The following is a 16376-nucleotide window of genomic DNA, read 5'->3' on the forward strand; positions in this document are numbered from 1 at the left end:
CGCCGCTACTTGTCCTTTTTGGAACCGCCCAGCCCGCCGCTCGCCAGCCCCAGGTCCATTATCCCCTTGAACATCCGCATGCTCGCATCGCCCAGCGGTGACATGGATTTCAACACCGTTTCGATCTGGTCGATGCTGTTGCCTTCGAAAGCGTCGAGCATCGTTTTCATATATTTATCATGCAGCGGCGTCAGATCCGGCAGGCCCAGAAAATGACGTGCCTCGGCCGGCGTGCAATCCAAATCCACGGTAACTTTCATCGCGCCGCGTCCTTTCACAAAGCTTGAACGCTCCTGATGCCGCAATCACGGTGCGATTGCCATTTGTTTTGCGGCCCACAGGTGACTTGCGCTGGACGACGAGCGCGCCATGATGCGAATCAGAACAGCAGGAAAGGATGATCATCATGGCCGATTTCGCGCCTGTCGCCACATTGGAGGGCGATGCCAGTTTCGACGCCTATGTCGCAAAGCCCGACGCGACCGCGAGCGCCGCGATCATCGTCATACAGGAGATTTTCGGCGTCAACGAAGGCATCCGCCGCAAGTGCGACAGCTGGGCCAGGGCGGGGTATCTCGCCTATGCGCCCGACCTGTTCTGGCGCGAACAGCCCCATGTCGAACTGGACGCCGACGTGCCCGCGGATTTCGATGCGGCGCTCGGCCATATGCAAAGGCTGAACCAGGATCAGGCGATCCGCGACATCGAAGCGACGATCAGGGCGGCGCGCGCGGCCATGGGCGGCAATGGCAAGGTCGGTGTCGTCGGTTATTGCCTGGGCGGCCGCCTCAGCTTCATGGCCGCCTGCCGAACCGATGGCGATGCTTTCGTCGCTTATTATGGTGTCGGCATCGACGGCCTGCTGGGCGAACAGCATGCGATCGGCAAGCCCGTCCTGCTGCATGTGCCCACCGCGGACGGCTTCGTTCCGCCAGAAGCGCAAAAGGCGATGCATGACGGGCTAGCAGCCAATCGCCATGTGACGATCCATGATTATGACGGGCTCGACCATGGCTTTGCCGCCGAAATGGGCGCGCGTCGTGATCCGGCGGCGGCGGAACTGGCGGACAGGCGCACCGCCGAATTCTTCGCCCAACATCTGGCGTGATGGCGCAGCGCGCCGATTGCCGGCGTGCATCCTTCCAAATGAAAAGGGCGGCCCCTCACCGGGACCGCCCTTTTCATTATCTTTCAGTAGGTTAACGGAAAAGCTGGAGCAACCCCACTTCGTGATCGGTGATACCGGTATAGATCATCGATCCCGCCACATACAGGATCACCAGCAGGCCGATCCACGCGATCCAGCGATAGCGCTCGATATATTTGGCGATGATGTTGGCGGCGACACCCATCAGAGCGACCGCGATAACCAGGCCCACCATCAAAATGCCGGGGTGATCGCGCGCGGCGCCCGCGACAGCCAGCACATTGTCGAGGCTCATCGACACGTCGGCGACCGCGACCGCCCAGGCGGCAGCCGCGAAACTCTTGGCCGGCTTCAGCCCCGAATGTTCGTCGCCGGTGACTTCGGGCGATCCGCCGCTTTCGCCGCCATGGCCGATCTCGCGGTACATTTTCCACGCGACCCACAAAAGCAGGACGCCGCCGGCAAAGACCAGGCCGATCAGTTGCAGCAATTGCGTCACCACCAGCGCAAAGCCGATGCGCAGCACCAGCGCGGCGATGATGCCGATCAGGATCACCTTCTTGCGCTGGTCGGCGGGCAATCCCGCCGCCAATGCGCCGATGACGATGGCATTGTCGCCCGCCAAAACGATGTCGATCAGGATCACCTGACCAAAGGCCAGCCAGGCCGAACCGTCGCCGGAAAATAGTCCCGCAAAATCAGTGGCGATATGGCCCCAGATGTCGTTCATGGCCGTCTAATCCCTTTGGCGGTCACTGGTTCATCGAATCGAAGAAATCTTCGTTGGTCTTGGAATCCTTCATCTTGTCGAGCAGGAATTCCATCGCGTCGATCGTCCCCATCTGCATCAGGATGCGACGCAGCACCCACATCTTGGACAGCTTGGCCTTGTCGACCAGCAACTCTTCCTTGCGGGTGCCCGACTTGCCGACATCCAGCGCGGGGAAGATGCGCTTGTCGGCGACCTTGCGGTCCAGCACGATTTCCGAATTGCCGGTGCCCTTGAACTCTTCGAAGATCACTTCGTCCATACGGCTGCCGGTGTCGATCAGCGCGGTGGCGATGATCGAGAGCGAACCGCCCTCTTCGATATTGCGCGCCGCGCCGAAGAAGCGCTTGGGGCGCTGGAGCGCGTTGGCGTCGACGCCGCCGGTCAGCACCTTGCCCGAAGACGGCACGACGGTGTTGTAGGCGCGGCCAAGGCGCGTGATCGAATCGAGCAGGATCACCACATCCTTTTTGTGCTCGACCAGGCGCTTGGCCTTTTCGATCACCATTTCGGCGACCTGGACGTGGCGCGTCGCCGGCTCGTCGAAGGTGGAGGACACGACCTCGCCCTTCACGCTGCGCTGCATGTCGGTGACTTCTTCCGGCCGCTCGTCGATCAGCAGGACGATCAGGAAGACTTCTGGATGATTGTCGGTGATGGCCTTGGCCATGTTCTGCAACATCACGGTCTTGCCGACGCGCGGCGGCGCGACGATCAGCGTGCGCTGGCCCTTGCCCTGCGGCGAAATGATGTCGATGACCCGCGCCGATTTGTCCTTGACGGTCGGGTCCTGCGGGTCGAGCGTCAGCTTGCTTTCGGGGTAGAGCGGCGTCAGATTGTCGAAATTGACGCGATGGCGGACCACATCGGGATCGTCGAAATTGACCGAAATCAGCCGGGTCAGCGCGAAATAGCGCTCGCCATCCTTGGGCGCGCGGATTTCGCCTTCCACCGTATCGCCGGTGCGCAGCCCGAATTTGCGGACCTGGTTGGGCGATACATAGATGTCGTCGGGCCCGGCCAGATAATTGGCCTGGGGGCTGCGCAGGAAGCCGAAGCCGTCCTGGAGCACCTCGATCGTGCCCTCGCCCATGATCTGTTCGCCATTTTCGGCCTCGGCCTTGAGGATGGCGAACATCAGGTCCTGCTTTCGCAGGGTCGAAGCACCCTCGACGCCGAGTTCTTCGGCCATGGTGACCAGATCGGCCGGCGCTTTTTTCTTGAGGTCCTTGAGGTGCATGCGCCTATGTCCGGTGAGCTGGAATATAAGGGGATATGGCCCGGCCGTCGATGGAATGGGGAATTCCCGCGCCGGGCGGCATGGGGAAATCCTCCCTTAGCGCGGACCGCGTCCAAGTCAAGCCGGACGCAGCTTTTAGCGCTCCGAAACGACCGCATGAGCCGTGACATCGGTGGACCGCGCGCCCCACGTCATGATAGCATGGCGCGCGACAAATCCGGGAGAGATGCCATGCGCCGTGCCGCTGCCCTTGCCCCGCTGCTGGCGCTGGTGATCCCGGCGCACCTCGCCGCGCAGATGCCGTCCGCCGCCGCACCTTCGCTGGCCGTTCCGCTCGACCCCGACGATCCCCCGGCATCGGTGCGCAGCGGTTCGCCGGCCGACGACCGGATGACCATCCCGATCCGCATCGGCCGGCAAGGCCCCTGGCATTTTGTGGTCGATACCGGGTCGCAGCGCACCGTCGTGTCGCGCGCGCTCGCCGACCGGCTTGGCCTGGCCAATGCCGCCAGCGTGACGATCATCAGCATGACGGGGCGCACGCAGGTGGCGAGCGTCGCGCTGCCCCCGCTCGCCTTTGGCGCCACCACGGTCCACGACATCCAGGCCCCGGTGCTGGACGGCGATCATCTGGGCGCGCCGGGCCTGCTTGGCCTCGACGGCTTGCGCGCCAAGCGGCTGCTGCTCGATTTTCGTCGCGGCATGATCGAAATCAGCGCCAGCGGCCGTCGCCAGCCGCGCGATCCCGATGCGATCATCGTCGAGGCGCGCCGCCGCGACGGCCAGTTGATCCTGCTCGATTCGCAGGTGGAAGGCAGCAGCGTCAGCGTCATCCTCGACACCGGCACCAATATCAGCGTCGGCAATCTCGCTTTGTACGACCGGCTGGCGAAGCGTCGCCGCGCGCCTGCGGTCACGCGGGCCACGCTGACCAGCGTAACGGGCGGCACGTTGACAGGGCTGGTGGGGGTGATCGGCACCATGCGGATGGGCGCTGTCACGCTCAAGGACCTGCCGGTGCTGTTCGCCGACGCCAGCCCCTTTGCCGAACTCAGGCTCGATCGCAAGCCGGCCCTGTTGCTCGGGATCAACGCGCTGCGCGGTTTCGATCGGGTGGCGATCGACTTTGGCCGGGGCAAGGTCGATTTCCTGCTGCCAGATCAGGGCGCGCTGATCGCCCCGCAACTCGCCGCGCTGGGTGCGCCAGCTCAGCCCTGACGGCAGCCGCAGCCCGGCGCGGCATCCTGGCGATAGGGCAGGCCGCACGCCCGGCACAGGCCATGGCTGCCCGGCGCCAGCCCGTGGGTTACCGCCACCCGCTCGTCAAAGACGAAACAGTCGCCCGACCACAGGCTCTCCCCTTCCGGCACCTCTTCCAGATAGCGCAATATGCCGCCCTTGAGATGATAGACATCCTCAAACCCCCGCGCCCGCGCCAGCGCGGTCGACTTTTCGCACCGTATGCCGCCGGTGCAGAACATGGCGATCCGGGGCGTGCGCCCCTGCGCCCGGATGTCATCGGCCAGCGCGTCGAACCAGCCGGGAAATTCGCGGAACGACCGCGTTCCGGGGTCGACAGCCCCCGCGAAGCTGCCGATCGCCACCTCATAAGCGTTGCGCGTGTCGATCACGATCGTATCGGGATCGGCGATCAATGCGTTCCATGCCGATGGTTCCACGTGGAACCCCGCGTCCCTCGCCGGATCGAGATCGCCTGCACCCAGCGTCACGATCTCCCGCTTGACCTTCACCTTCATCCGCCCGAACGGCATCGTCGCCGCCGTCGAATATTTGACGTCGAGGTCCACGCACCCCGGCAGCGCGCGCAGATGCGCGATCAGGTCGCGGATCGCCGGATCTGATCCCGCGACCGTGCCGTTGACCCCTTCGCCCGCCAGGATCAGCGTACCGCGCACGCCAAGGTCGGCACACAGGCGGCGCAGCCCGGCGGCGATGACATCGGGCGCATCGAACGGCGCGAAGCGGTACAGGGCGGCGACCAGAACGGGCAGGGGAACAGACGGCGTGGCTGACGACATGGCCGCGCCTATACTGCGCTTTGCGCGCCCTTGCCAGCGACGCCCGCGAAGCGCATAGGCAAAGCCATGGTTCCCCTTTCGTTCGCGGGTCACGACTTCCTTGCCCTGCCCGAAGCCGCGCTCTTCTGGCCGGCGCGGCGCGCGCTGCTGGTCGCTGACCTGCATTTCGAAAAGGCCAGCTGGTTCGCCCGCTTCGGCCAGTTCCTGCCGCCCCACGACAGCGAAGCCACGCTCGACATGATCGAAGCCTTGGTCGCGCGCACGGGCGCGACCGCGCTATGGTCGCTGGGCGACGCCTTTCACGATGCCGACGGCGCGCACCGCCTGACCGACCGCGCGCGCGCGCGCCTCGATCGGCTGACGGCCCGGCTCGACTGGACCTGGATCACCGGCAATCACGACGCCCTGCTTCCCGACCATCCGGGCGGCCGCGTGCTGGGCGAGGCGCTGGTCGACGGCGTCATGCTGCGGCATCAGGCCGACCCGCACGATCCCCGCCCCGAAATATCCGGGCATTTTCATCCCAAAATCCGGCTGTCGATGCGCGGGCGCCATGTCGCGCGTCGTTGCTTCGTGGGCAGCGCGCACAAGCTGATCATGCCGGCGTTGGGGGCGCTCACCGGGGGCCTGGACGCCGGCCATGGCGAAATCCGCCGCGCGGTGGGGGCGGGCGCGCATGCCCTGGTCCCTGTCGCCGACCGGCTGCTGCGTTTTCCGCTGATATGACTAACCTTACGTAAACCAGGTTTTAAGCGTTGCCCTGATATCACTATTGTAGAAAAACTTAGGGCGCACCATGCAAAAAACCGCAGAATTCCTAGCATCTCTTGCCATGAACAAGGTGTGGCAGCATAAACTACATACGATAATCCGACATGGAAAAATCCATGCGGCAGGAGAGGACAGCTTCATGAACAGCAAACGCCTTTGGCTGGTATCGGTTGGCGTCGTGGCTCTCGCCATGGCGAACGCACCGGCGCACGCGCAGGACCCGCAAAGTGTCGATCAGGCCGCCGCCGGCGACTATGGCCCGATCATCGTCACCGCGACGCGACGCGCCAGTCCCCTGTCCGACGTGCCCATCGCCGTGTCCGCCGTGACCGCCCAGTCGATGCAGAACAGCGGCGCGAGCGATATCCGCACGCTCAATCAGCTGGCGCCCTCGCTGCTGGTCTCCTCCAGCGGCACCGAAGCCAACGGCGCGGCGCGCATTCGCGGCATCGGCACCGTCGGCGACAATCCGGGCCTGGAAAGCTCGGTCGCGGTATTCATCGACGGCGTCTATCGCTCGCGCACCGGCGCTGGCCTCAACGAACTGGGCGAGATCGAACGGGTCGAGGTGCTGCGCGGCCCGCAAGGCACGCTGTTCGGCCGCAACGCTTCGGCCGGCCTCCTCAACATCGTCAGCAAGGCGCCCGAATTCAAGCTCAGCGGCAAGGCCGAGGCGACCTATGGCAATTACGACTATTGGCGGCTCGCGGGCCGCATCACCGGCCCGATCAGCGAACAGATCGCGCTCAGCCTCGACGGCGTCTGGTCCAGGCGCGACGGCTTTTACGATGTGGTTGACCGGGCGGGCGCGAAAATCGGCGACACCAATGATCGCGACCGCTATTTCGTGCGCGGCCAGGCGTTGATCGAACCCAGCGACGCGCTCTCCATCCGCCTGATCGGCGACTATACCAATCGCGACGAAAGCTGCTGCGGCGCGGCCTATATCGAAACGCGCGAACGCCGGCCGACCGGCGGCGGCACCTATGCCGACGCGCCCTTCAACCGCATCGTGTCTATCCTGGAAGCGCAGGGCGGGCCGATCCCGTCCGACCCCTATGACCGCAACCTGCGGATCACGCAGGGGCGCGAATATGTCAGCAAGCTGAAGGACTGGGGCGTGTCGGGCGAAATCAACTATGATTTCGGCGGCGCGAAGCTGACCAGCATCACCGCCTATCGCGACTATAAATCGCGCGATTACGGCGATTATGATTATAATGCCGCCGATCTCCTCTATCGCGATCCCGGCACCTTCCGCCAGTTCAAGACCTTTACCCAGGAATTGCGGCTGCAAGGGTCGGCGTTCGGCGACAAGCTCGACTGGCTGGTCGGCGGCTATTACGCCAATGAAAAGCTCGCGCTGGTCGACAATATTCGCTTCGGTGTCGACTATGGCGCATTCGCAACATGCCGTTTGCTGATCGGGGCGGGCGTAAATCCCAGTCCGCTCGCGGCATTCATTGATCCGTCGCAGCAGCGTTGCCTGACGCCCGTCGGTCGCAATTTAGCTACCGCCTCGTTTGGGGCGCTGGCGCCACTGCTCAACGGCGCGCTCGACGCCCTCTATAACATCAGCAACAATACCAATGGCAGCACCGGCGACGTAAACTCGCGCTATAGCCAGAAAAGCCGGAACTGGGCGCTATTCACGCATAATATCGTCCACATCACAGATCGCTTCGACGTGACTCTCGGCTTGCGCTACACACGCGAGAGCAAGCGATTTTCATCCGATCTGAACAATGACAACGCCACCTGCCCTCTGCTCCAGACGCGCGCGACCGGGCCAGACCTGTTCGAGCTGGCGACCGGTCAGATAACCGGCGTCCCGGCGGGGTCGAACCCGGCCAATCTGGCAGGCGGCATATTGACACTGGGATGCCTTGGCAACGGTTCGACCACGCTCAATGCGCTCGACCTGAACGACAAGATCAGCGACGGCGAATTTTCGGGCACCGCGGTCGCTTCGTGGAAGCCGATCGACGACCTGCTGCTCTATGGCAGCTATTCGCGCGGCTATAAGGCGGGCGGCTACAATCTCGATCGCTTCCAGCTCGGCACCACGGGTCTCAACGTCATTCCCGCCGTGTTCGCTCCGCGCACCAATGCCGATGTCACGTCGCTGCGCTTTGCCGCCGAAACGGTCGATGCGTTCGAAGTCGGGCTGAAATACAGCCAGCCCAAATGGAGCGTGAACATCGCTGCCTTCCGCCAGGAATTCAGCAATTTCCAGCTCAACACCTTCAACGGCACCAGCTTCGTCGTCCAGAATATCAACGGCTGCGGCGGCCAGCTTGCCGCCAACCGCAGCTGCGCCAAGGACGATGTCGGCCCCGGTCTCGTCAGCCAGGGCGTCGAGCTGGAACTGACCGCCAGTCCCGCGCGCAACGTCCGCCTTTCGGGCGGATTCACCTACGCCCGCGCCAAATTCGCCAACCGGCTGGTCGGCAGCGACGATGGCCGCGTCCCGCTCGATCCGGCCCTGTTCCTGCTGCCCGGATCGATCAACAGCAACGCGCCGCAGAGCGTGGTCACCGCCAGCGCCGCCTGGACCCCGGACATCGGGTCCACCGGCCTGTCGGCACTCTTCTATATCGATGGCCGCATGACCAGCGGCTACAATACCGGGTCTGACCTGTTCCCCGAAAAATATCAGGACGGCTATGCCGTGGCCAATGCCCGCATCGGCCTGCGCGGACCCGGTCAACGCTGGGCCATCGAATTGTGGGGCCAGAATATCTTCAACCAGGATTATACCCAGGTCGCCTTTTCCACCCCGCTCCAGTCGAGCGGCCCCGATCAATCGACAATCGGCCAGTTCGGCAGGCCACGTAATGTGATGGCCAACCAGCTCATCTCCGCCTATCTCGCCGAACCGCGCACCTGGGGCGTGACGCTGCGCGGCCAGTTCTGATGCGGCATTGGCGATGCGCGCGGCTCAGTCCGCGCGCATCGCCGTCGCCACCAGCGCCTCGGCCTCGATCAGCAGCGCGTCCTCGACCGCATGCTGCGCCACCTGCTCGCGGCCGATCATGATCAGCACCGGCACCGCCAGCGGGCTGACCCTGTCCAGCGCCTTGTGCAGCATCGTCCCCGCCGCCCGGTCGATCAGGTCGCCCAGCCGCCCGACATCGGTCATCCGCGCCCGCGCATCGGCCCAGGCGGCCTTGAGCAGCATGTGCCCCGGCTCATATTTGCGCAACACGTCATAGATCAGGTCAGTGGAAAAGGTCACCTGCCGCCCGGTCTTGCGCTTGCCCGGATGCTGCCGCTCGATGAGGCCGGCAATCACCGCGACATCGCGGAATGCGCGCTTGAGCAGGCTCGACTGTTCGACCCAGTCGATAAATTCATGGTCCAATATGTCGGCCGTGAACAGGCTTTGGGGATCGGTCACCGGCTTCAGGCTCGACACCGCCAGCGCATAGTCGTTCGACACGAAACCGATCGGCAACAGCCCCTGGGCGTCCATCCGCCGGGTCAACAGCATGCCCAGCGACTGATGCGCGTTCCATCCCTCGAAACTGTAGCACACCATATAATGCCGCCCCTCATGCGGGAATGTCTCCACCAGCAGTTGCCCCGGTTCGGGCAGCGCCGAACGGTGGCGCTGCATCTCCAGCCATTCGCGCACATCGTCGGGAAAGCGGTGCCACTGGTCGGGTTCGGCCAGGAAATGCCGCACCCGGTCGGCCAGCCGGGTCGACATCGCCATGCGCGTGCCGCCCCAGGCGGGCATCCGCGCCGACTTGCTGGTGCCGCGCACGGTCAGGTCGGCGCTGTCCATCTTCACCACTTCCAGCGCGATCCCGGCGAAGAAAAAACAGTCGCCCGGCGCAAGCTGCGCCGCAAACCCCTCCTCCACCGTGCCCAGCTTGCGACCATTGGCGAACCGCACCGCCAGCGCCGGCTGATCGACGATGATCCCGGCGTTCATCCGATGCTGGGTGACGAACCTGGGATGGCTCACCCGCCAGGTCCCGTCCGCATCGCGCGTCAGCCGCTTGAACCGGTCATAGGCCCTGAGCGCATAGCCGCCGCCTTCGATGAAGTGCAGCACATTGGTAAAGGCCTCGTCGGTCAGCGCGCTGTAGGGCAGCGCCGAGCGTATCTCCGCCAGCATCGCTTCTTCGCGAAACGGCGCGGCGCAGGCGAGGCCCATGACATGCTGCGCCAGCACGTCGAGGCCACCGGCGCGGAAATCGTCGCTGTCGCGCTCGCCCGCCTCGACCGCGTCCAGCGCCGCCCGCGCCTCCAGATATTCGAACCGGTTGCCGGGGATCAATATGGCTTCGCTGGGCGTATCCAGCCGGTGGTTGGCCCGCCCGATCCGTTGCAGCAGGCGCGAGCTGCCCTTGGGCGCGCCCATCTGGATCACGCAATCGACATCGCCCCAATCGACCCCCAGATCGAGCGACGCCGTCGCCACCAGCGCGCGCAGCCTGCCCGCCGCCATCGCCCCTTCCACCTTGCGCCGCGCCTCGATGGACAGGCTGCCATGATGGATCGCAATCGGCAGATTGTCCTCGTTCGCCGACCATAATTCCTGAAATATCAGTTCCGCCAGGCCCCGCGTATTGCAGAACACCAGCGTCGTGCGCCGCCGCCCGATCTCTTCCATCACCTGGGCAATCGCATATTTGCCCGAATGGCCGGACCAGGGAACGCGCCCATCGGGAATCAGGATCGCGACATGGGGCTCGGCCCCCGCCTCGCCGATCACCGCGCTTACCGTGTCGATATCGCCATCGGGCGCCAGCCAGGCGCGATAGCCGTCGACATCGGCCACCGTCGCCGACAGCGCCACGCGCCGCAGCGCGGGGTTGATCGCCTGCAACCGCGCCATCGACAGCGCCAGCAGGTCGCCGCGCTTCTGCGTGGCAAAGGCGTGCACCTCGTCGACGATCACGGTCCTGAGGCGCGCGAACAGCAGGAAACTGTCGGGATAGGACAATAGCAGCGACAGCGATTCGGGCGTCGTCAGCAATATCTGCGGCGGCCGCGCCCGCTGCCGCGCCTTGCGATCGGACGGCGTATCCCCGGTCCGCGTCTCCACCCGGATCGACAGGCCCATGTCCGCGATCGGGGTCAGCAAATTGCGCTGCACATCCACCGCCAGCGCCTTCAACGGCGAGACATAGAGGGTGTGCAGCCCCTCACCCGGATCGTCGATAAGCTGCGCCAGCGTCGGCAGGAAACCGGCCAGCGTCTTGCCGGCCCCCGTCGGCGCGACCAGCAGCGCGTGATCCCCCGCCCGCCCCGCCGCCAGCATCTCCAGCTGATGCCGCCGCGGCGCCCACCCACGCGCGGCGAACCAGTCGGTCAGGGCGGGGGGAAGGTCTGGCGGCACCGGACCTACTTAGGAAGCGGCATGGTCGACGTCACCCCACCCGGTGCAGCCCCGCCCCATGCGCCTTGAGCCACGCCCGCGCCGGTGCCGGGTCGCGGCCCAATATCCGCGCATGCGCCGCATGAAACGCCGCGCTATGATCCATGTGGAGCAGGTGCGCCACTTCATGCGCGACCGTCGCCTGCCGCACCCATGCCGGCGCCAGGATCAGCCGCCAGCTATAGCGGATCGCGCCCGTCGACGAACAGCTGCCCCAGCGGGATCGCGGATCGCCCACCGCCACCGACGCCACGTTCAGCCCGTGCGTCGCCGCCAGCGCGCGCGTTTCGGCCTCCAGCACCGCTCTTGCCCGCGCCTTGAGCCAGCGCAACACCCGCGCGCCGACCGACTCCGCCGCCCCGCCGACGATCAGCACGCCCTCCGCCAGCACGATCCGCCGCCCGGCATCGGCGCGCCAGCGGATCTCGACCTCATGCCCCTCCAGCGCGAACAGCGCGCCATCGCCCAGCGGCACGCCGTCGGGCCGCGCCGCCATCTGGTCGCGCACCCATGGCCCATGCTCCTGCGCCCAGCCGAGCGCCCGCTTGAGGCTCGCGCGCGCCGGCAGCGACAGCCGCACCTCGCCCCGCGCCGCATCTATCGTCAGGCGATAGCGCCTCGCCCGCGCCGACCGCCGCACCCGCACCGGCACGGCGATGCCGTCGACGATGATCGCCCCTGAATCAGATGTCCCGGTCGACAAGATGATTTTCCAGGTCGCCCGCGTCCACCTCGGCCACGGTCCAGCCGCGCACCGATTCGCCCGCGCGATGCACCGCCTCGCGATCGCCGCTAACCAGATAATGCCACTCGGGCAGCGGCTTGCCCTCGCCGCGCAGCCGATAGGCGCAGGTGCGCGGCAACCAGCCGATCTCGTTCACCAGCCTGGGCGTCAGCCGCACGCAATCGGGCACGAACTGCCGCCGATGCCTGTAATTGGTGCACTGGCCGCTGACCCGGTCGAGCAGCCGGCAGGCGACGTTGGTCGGATAGATCCGCCCTGTATCCTCATCCTCCGCCTTGTGCAGGCAGCATTTGCCGCATCCGTCGCAAAGCGCTTCCCACTGCGCGCGGTCGAGCGACGCCAGCGGCTGTTCCCAGAACTTCACTTCACCCATTGGCGCAGGGCGGCGAGCACCTTTTCGGGCGCGCCCTCATCCTCCGGCGTGCCCGGATCGTCCACCGGCACCAGCGCGATCGGCTTGCCGTCCGGTCCGAACAGATAGGGGGTGCGGCTGTGGCTGACCAGATACTCGCTCGCGCCCTTCACCGTCTCCTCATTGTAGATGACGACGAAGTCCTTGGCGACCCTGGCGATCTGTTCGGGCGTTCCGGTCAGGCCGACGAGGCGCGGGTGGAACGCCGCGACATAGGATTTTAGCACGGCGGGCGTATCGCGCTTGGGGTCCAGGCTGATCAGCATCGGCTGCACCCTGGCCGCCAGCGCCGGTTCCTCCTTCTCGAACTGCGCGAACGCCTGCATGATCCGTTGCAGGTCGACCGGGCAGACATCGGGGCAATAGGTATAGCCGAAATAGACGAGCCGATACTGGCCGCGAAAATCGTCCCAGCGCACCTGCTTGCCATCCTGGTCGGTCAGCGTGAAGGGCGCGCCGATCCGCGCGCCGGTCAACTCGCCCGCCACGCTGTCGCCGCTGGGGGAACCGCCCCCGCTGCATCCGGCGAGCAAGGCGGCGGCCAATATAGCGGGCGGCATGATGAAGGAAAACAGCGCTTTGTTCATGGCGCGTCCAGCCATGCCCTGCTAGACGCGCATTTGCAATCGCAACGGGGCATGGACAAATGACGCGACGCTTTTCGGGCTTGGCACAGGCGGCGCGCGCGGCGTTGCTGGCATCGATGCTGGTGCCCGCAGCCGCGCAGGCGCAATTTTCCAACGGCTACAATTTCCTCAAGGCGGTCAAGGATCGCGACGGGCAAAAGGCGACCGACCTGCTCGGCAAGCCCGGATCGACCGTCATCAACAGCCGCGACGTCAACAGCGGCGAAAACGCACTTCACCTCGTCATCGCCCGCCGCGATTCGACATGGCTCAACTTCCTGATCGCCAAGGGCGCCAATCCCAATCTGACCGACAATAGCGGCGACTCGCCGCTGATGGACGCGGTACAGGCCCGGTTCGAAGACGGCGTTCGCCTGCTGATCGCCAACGGGGCGCAGGTGGACCTCGCCAATGACAATGGCGAAACGCCGCTGATCCGCGCGGTACAGTTGCGCGACCTTGCGCTGGTGCGGCTGCTGGTGGCGCAAGGCGCAAACCCCGACAAGCGCGACAACATCGCCGGCATGTCGGCGCGCGACTATGCCGCCCGCGACAACCGCACGCCGGGCCTCGCCGACGCGCTGAACACCGCCAAACCGGCCGCGCCCAAGGGGCCGGTGCAAGGCCCGGTTTTCTGAACGCTCATCATCGGCTTCATCACGGCAGCCGGAAGACGATATTTTCCTGCTTTCCGGTGCACGCCGCCCCGCCCTCCGGGCGGTAACTGCTCCGATAGCGCACGCCCTTCGATATCTCCTTGGCCGCCTTGTTGAATATCATCGGCGGGTAGGCGATGACCGGTCGAGGGGTAGCGGTCGATCCATTGGCATTGATGTCGAACTCCAGTTTGACCCACCCTTCAAATCCCATCACCTGCGCCTCTCGCGGGAATTGCGCGCCTGAAATCCCGGTGCTTTTCAGGGCGGGCTGAACGCCGATCAGGGCGCATTGCTGTTCGGTCAGGCCGGTTTGCGCGAAATAATTCTGGGCAGCGTCGATCTGCCCGCTGGCGGCCGCCAGCGTCGCGCGCTGGAGCAGCGCATTCACCCGTAGCGGATGAGTCGGGGGCATTTGCGGGTCCGCCAAAAGCGCGTCCAGCAAGGCGGCGGCGTCGGGCGGCGCGGCCATGCGATAGCCGGGCATGGCGAGTATCAAGCGCAATGTCGCGACGCTCAACGGATTGGCAGCGACTGCGGGCGTCGCCAGCAGCGCGCGGCGCGCGGCCTGCGCACGCCGACCGTCCGTCGGGAAATCGGCCATGATCTGGCCCAGGCGCAGGAAGGTCGTGACCGGCGTGGGCGCACGCGCCGCGACCGCCAGTTCGCTTGCCCGCGCCAGATGGGCGGACCGCTGCTTGGCGGGAACAATATCTTCCATGCCAAGCCATGCCAGCAACCCTATCAGCGAATGCGTGTCGCCACCTGCCTCGGCTTTCCGCACGGCATCCAGCACGAGCGGCAGCCGTCGCGCCGCGCTGCCGGTTTCCGACCAGAAATCGGTGGACGTGCCTGCCCATTGCCGGAACGCAGCTTCGATGGGCGACATCACCGAAGCCGCATCGCCGGCGGTGGTGCAGCGCATTTCCACGCGCGTAGCGGCGCGAAACAGCAAGGGCACTGCCTGGGCATCTTCCGGTCGCCAGGCCCATGTCGAAACGGCACGCGCAAATTCCAGCGCCACCTCGCGTCCCCCGGTGGCATAGATGGGCGCGACACCGCCGACGGACCCATCGTCCCTCAGGCTGAATTCGACAATGGCAAAATCGTCGCGCGTCATCCCGGCTGCGCCGCAGGGCGGCGAATCCATGGCGGTGGCCTTGGCGAAAGGCGCATCCTTCATCCGCCCCGCGCCGGTATAGGCCAGATATTTGCGCGCTTCGTCCGGCTTGTCGAGCAACATCGCCGCCACCGCCAGGTCGGACCGGGTGAGCACGTCCGAGATATTGACCTTGAGGCCCAGCCCGCCCTGAAGGGCGAGCGCGCTCTTCAATTCGGCATAGGCCTGCGCATGCTGTCCCTGGATCGTCATGATGCGGGCGCGAAGGGCCATCATCGTGGCGATCTGATCTTTCGTCACCTTGGGGTCGTCCCGGATCAGGTCCAGTGCCTGCGTCGCCAGCGTCAGCGGCTCTGGACTCTTGTCGAATGCCGTGACCTGCGCCAACAGCGCCAGTGGCTCGAACCGCGAAGAGCCGGAAGAATTCGCCAGTGCGGCGCGAAAATCCTGCGCGGCGGCGACATAGTCGAACCGGAGCATGGCCAACCGGCCAAGGACGACATGCGCGGAGCGAACATCCACGGTAAAGTCCGTGCCCTTGGTCGCCAACGTCGCCGCGCCGGCGCGGATCGCCGCCTCGGCTTCGTCCGCGCGGTCCATCCGCACCAGGCACACACCCTTGCGCACCGACACCGCTGCGCTCGCCATCGCGTTCTTCGCGATCACCGGCCTGTTTTCGATCGCCGTGAAATCGTTGATCGCATCGGCGCACCGCCCCTCTTCGCCCGCGCGCGTCGCCGCGTCGAATATCTGCTGCGTGGACCGGGCGGGGCTGGCTGGCGGGGCCGCCGTTCCCTGACTGCCCGCCACCTGACTTGCCAGCATCGCCGCGATAAGCATAAGCATATAGTCGTCATCCCCCAGTGCCGGTCGGCAGGAAAGCAAGTCGCGATGCCTGTGTCGAGCCAATTTCGAAATATGGGGGCGGCGATGGCGATGGCGATGGCCATCTTCCTTTTGGTCGCGCCAGCCCCTGCCGCGCCCGCGGCCGAACCATCGCCCTATCCCCGCCGGACGCTGATCCTGTTCGTCGCGGCATGGTGCGCACCCTGCCATGCCGAAATCGCGCGGATCGACGAAATCATGCGGGTGGCGCAGCCCTACGGCGTCAAGGTCGTGCCGATGGACAGCGGGCGGCGCGGCGAAGCGATGCTCCGGCGCGTGCCGACCGCTGTGCTGTGGCGACCCACGCCCGGTCAGCTCTTGGCGATCACGACGGATTTGGCCCGCCGCACCACCGGCCTGCCGTTCAGCATCATGACCGATGACGGCGCGGTCCTTTGCGCCTCCAGCAAAGCGGGGGTCGATGGTCATGTCGTTCGTGCGATGCAGGCCCAGTGCCGCCCCGCGGCGATCATCATGCAATAGTGTCGCAGCGACGGGCGCTTGGCCATGTCGCTCCCCGGAACGGCGGCTTTGCATTTGACAGGGCTGCCCCCCCCGCCTAGCGCGACCAGCA

15 protein-coding genes are annotated in these 16376 nt (G+C 65.6%); 6 read left to right on the forward strand and 9 right to left on the reverse strand.

Annotated features, from left to right (window positions below):
- Positions 1 to 5 precede the first annotated feature (5 nt).
- Positions 6 to 260, reverse strand: coding sequence for a DUF6489 family protein (locus WG908_RS09440; protein ID WP_340186311.1), 255 nt, complete (start codon positions 258 to 260; stop codon positions 6 to 8).
- 146 nt (positions 261 to 406) lie between these two features.
- Between WG908_RS09440 and WG908_RS09445 the strand changes: the two genes are divergently transcribed.
- The gene (locus WG908_RS09445) at positions 407 to 1108 is read left to right on the forward strand and encodes a dienelactone hydrolase family protein (RefSeq protein ID WP_340186312.1); all 702 of its coding nucleotides are present in this window, start codon (positions 407 to 409) and stop codon (positions 1106 to 1108) included.
- Between the two features lie 91 nt (positions 1109 to 1199).
- Here the strand turns inward: WG908_RS09445 and WG908_RS09450 are convergent, their stop codons facing one another.
- Both WG908_RS09450 and rho read right to left on the reverse strand, forming a co-directional pair.
- On the reverse strand, positions 1200 to 1877 hold the full coding sequence (locus tag WG908_RS09450; RefSeq protein WP_340186313.1) for a TerC family protein: 678 nt from the start codon (positions 1875 to 1877) through the stop codon (positions 1200 to 1202).
- 22 nt (positions 1878 to 1899) lie between these two features.
- The gene (gene rho, locus WG908_RS09455; protein ID WP_340186314.1) at positions 1900 to 3156 is read right to left on the reverse strand and encodes a transcription termination factor Rho; all 1257 of its coding nucleotides are present in this window, start codon (positions 3154 to 3156) and stop codon (positions 1900 to 1902) included.
- 231 nt (positions 3157 to 3387) lie between these two features.
- On the opposite strand from rho, the gene WG908_RS09460 reads away from it, so the two are divergent.
- Positions 3388 to 4374 carry a retroviral-like aspartic protease family protein gene (locus WG908_RS09460; RefSeq protein WP_445326692.1) on the forward strand — a complete coding sequence of 329 codons (987 nt, stop codon included), beginning with the start codon at positions 3388 to 3390 and terminating at the stop codon, positions 4372 to 4374.
- On the opposite strand, the gene trhO is transcribed toward WG908_RS09460, so the two are convergent.
- On the reverse strand, positions 4365 to 5195 hold the full coding sequence (gene trhO / locus WG908_RS09465; RefSeq protein ID WP_340186315.1) for an oxygen-dependent tRNA uridine(34) hydroxylase TrhO: 831 nt from the start codon (positions 5193 to 5195) through the stop codon (positions 4365 to 4367). The genes WG908_RS09460 and trhO overlap by 10 nt on opposite strands.
- Before the next feature lie 66 nt (positions 5196 to 5261).
- Here trhO and pdeM point away from each other — a divergent pair, with 66 nt between their 5' ends.
- Together pdeM and WG908_RS09475 are read left to right on the forward strand one after the other, a co-directional pair.
- Positions 5262 to 5921, forward strand: a complete 660-nt coding sequence (gene pdeM, locus WG908_RS09470) for a ligase-associated DNA damage response endonuclease PdeM (RefSeq protein ID WP_340186316.1) — start codon at positions 5262 to 5264, stop codon at positions 5919 to 5921.
- A 184-nt stretch (positions 5922 to 6105) separates the two neighbouring features.
- Positions 6106 to 8883: a TonB-dependent receptor gene (locus tag WG908_RS09475; RefSeq protein ID WP_340186317.1), complete on the forward strand. Its 2778-nt coding sequence runs from the start codon at positions 6106 to 6108 to the stop codon at positions 8881 to 8883.
- Positions 8884 to 8907: 24 nt separating this feature from the next.
- Here WG908_RS09475 and WG908_RS09480 read toward each other — a convergent pair whose 3' ends face one another.
- The 4 genes from WG908_RS09480 to WG908_RS09495 are packed head-to-tail and all read right to left on the reverse strand — an operon-like array spanning position 8908 to position 13117.
- Positions 8908 to 11319 carry a ligase-associated DNA damage response DEXH box helicase gene (locus WG908_RS09480; RefSeq protein ID WP_340186318.1) on the reverse strand — a complete coding sequence of 804 codons (2412 nt, stop codon included), beginning with the start codon at positions 11317 to 11319 and terminating at the stop codon, positions 8908 to 8910.
- A gap of 31 nt (positions 11320 to 11350) precedes the next feature.
- Positions 11351 to 12061: a M48 family metallopeptidase gene (locus WG908_RS09485; protein ID WP_340186319.1), complete on the reverse strand. Its 711-nt coding sequence runs from the start codon at positions 12059 to 12061 to the stop codon at positions 11351 to 11353.
- Entirely contained in the window at positions 12042 to 12467 is a 426-nt protein-coding gene (locus WG908_RS09490; RefSeq protein ID WP_340186320.1) for a YcgN family cysteine cluster protein, read from the reverse strand. The genes WG908_RS09485 and WG908_RS09490 overlap by 20 nt, the downstream gene beginning before the upstream one ends.
- Positions 12464 to 13117: an SCO family protein gene (locus tag WG908_RS09495; protein WP_340186321.1), complete on the reverse strand. Its 654-nt coding sequence runs from the start codon at positions 13115 to 13117 to the stop codon at positions 12464 to 12466. Before WG908_RS09495 ends, WG908_RS09490 begins: the two co-directional genes overlap by 4 nt.
- 44 nt (positions 13118 to 13161) lie before the next feature.
- Between WG908_RS09495 and WG908_RS09500 the strand changes: the two genes are divergently transcribed.
- Positions 13162 to 13779, forward strand: a complete 618-nt coding sequence (locus WG908_RS09500; RefSeq protein ID WP_340186322.1) for an ankyrin repeat domain-containing protein — start codon at positions 13162 to 13164, stop codon at positions 13777 to 13779.
- Between the two features lie 19 nt (positions 13780 to 13798).
- Here WG908_RS09500 and WG908_RS09505 read toward each other — a convergent pair whose 3' ends face one another.
- Positions 13799 to 15763 carry an energy transducer TonB gene (locus WG908_RS09505; protein ID WP_340186323.1) on the reverse strand — a complete coding sequence of 655 codons (1965 nt, stop codon included), beginning with the start codon at positions 15761 to 15763 and terminating at the stop codon, positions 13799 to 13801.
- Between the two features lie 96 nt (positions 15764 to 15859).
- Here WG908_RS09505 and WG908_RS09510 point away from each other — a divergent pair, with 96 nt between their 5' ends.
- Entirely contained in the window at positions 15860 to 16285 is a 426-nt protein-coding gene (locus WG908_RS09510) for a thioredoxin family protein (protein WP_340186324.1), read from the forward strand.
- Positions 16286 to 16376 lie beyond the last annotated feature (91 nt).

This window comes from Sphingobium anseongense (assembly GCF_037725245.1).
Lineage (GTDB): Bacteria > Pseudomonadota > Alphaproteobacteria > Sphingomonadales > Sphingomonadaceae > Sphingobium.

Bases quoted from the DNA above. Each gene is read 5' to 3' on its own strand.
- WG908_RS09440 (WP_340186311.1), bottom strand. From the start codon at position 260: ATGAAAGTTACCGTGGATTTGGATTGCACGCCGGCCGAGGCACGTCAT.
- WG908_RS09445 (WP_340186312.1), top strand. From the start codon at position 407: ATGGCCGATTTCGCGCCTGTCGCCACATTGGAGGGCGATGCCAGTTTC.
- WG908_RS09450 (WP_340186313.1), bottom strand. From the start codon at position 1,877: ATGAACGACATCTGGGGCCATATCGCCACTGATTTTGCGGGACTATTT.
- rho (WP_340186314.1), bottom strand. From the start codon at position 3,156: ATGCACCTCAAGGACCTCAAGAAAAAAGCGCCGGCCGATCTGGTCACC.
- WG908_RS09460 (WP_445326692.1), top strand. From the start codon at position 3,388: ATGCGCCGTGCCGCTGCCCTTGCCCCGCTGCTGGCGCTGGTGATCCCG.
- trhO (WP_340186315.1), bottom strand. From the start codon at position 5,195: ATGTCGTCAGCCACGCCGTCTGTTCCCCTGCCCGTTCTGGTCGCCGCC.
- pdeM (WP_340186316.1), top strand. From the start codon at position 5,262: ATGGTTCCCCTTTCGTTCGCGGGTCACGACTTCCTTGCCCTGCCCGAA.
- WG908_RS09475 (WP_340186317.1), top strand. From the start codon at position 6,106: ATGAACAGCAAACGCCTTTGGCTGGTATCGGTTGGCGTCGTGGCTCTC.
- WG908_RS09495 (WP_340186321.1), bottom strand. From the start codon at position 13,117: ATGGCTGGACGCGCCATGAACAAAGCGCTGTTTTCCTTCATCATGCCG.
- WG908_RS09500 (WP_340186322.1), top strand. From the start codon at position 13,162: ATGACGCGACGCTTTTCGGGCTTGGCACAGGCGGCGCGCGCGGCGTTG.
- WG908_RS09505 (WP_340186323.1), bottom strand. From the start codon at position 15,763: ATGCTTATGCTTATCGCGGCGATGCTGGCAAGTCAGGTGGCGGGCAGT.
- WG908_RS09510 (WP_340186324.1), top strand. From the start codon at position 15,860: ATGGCCATCTTCCTTTTGGTCGCGCCAGCCCCTGCCGCGCCCGCGGCC.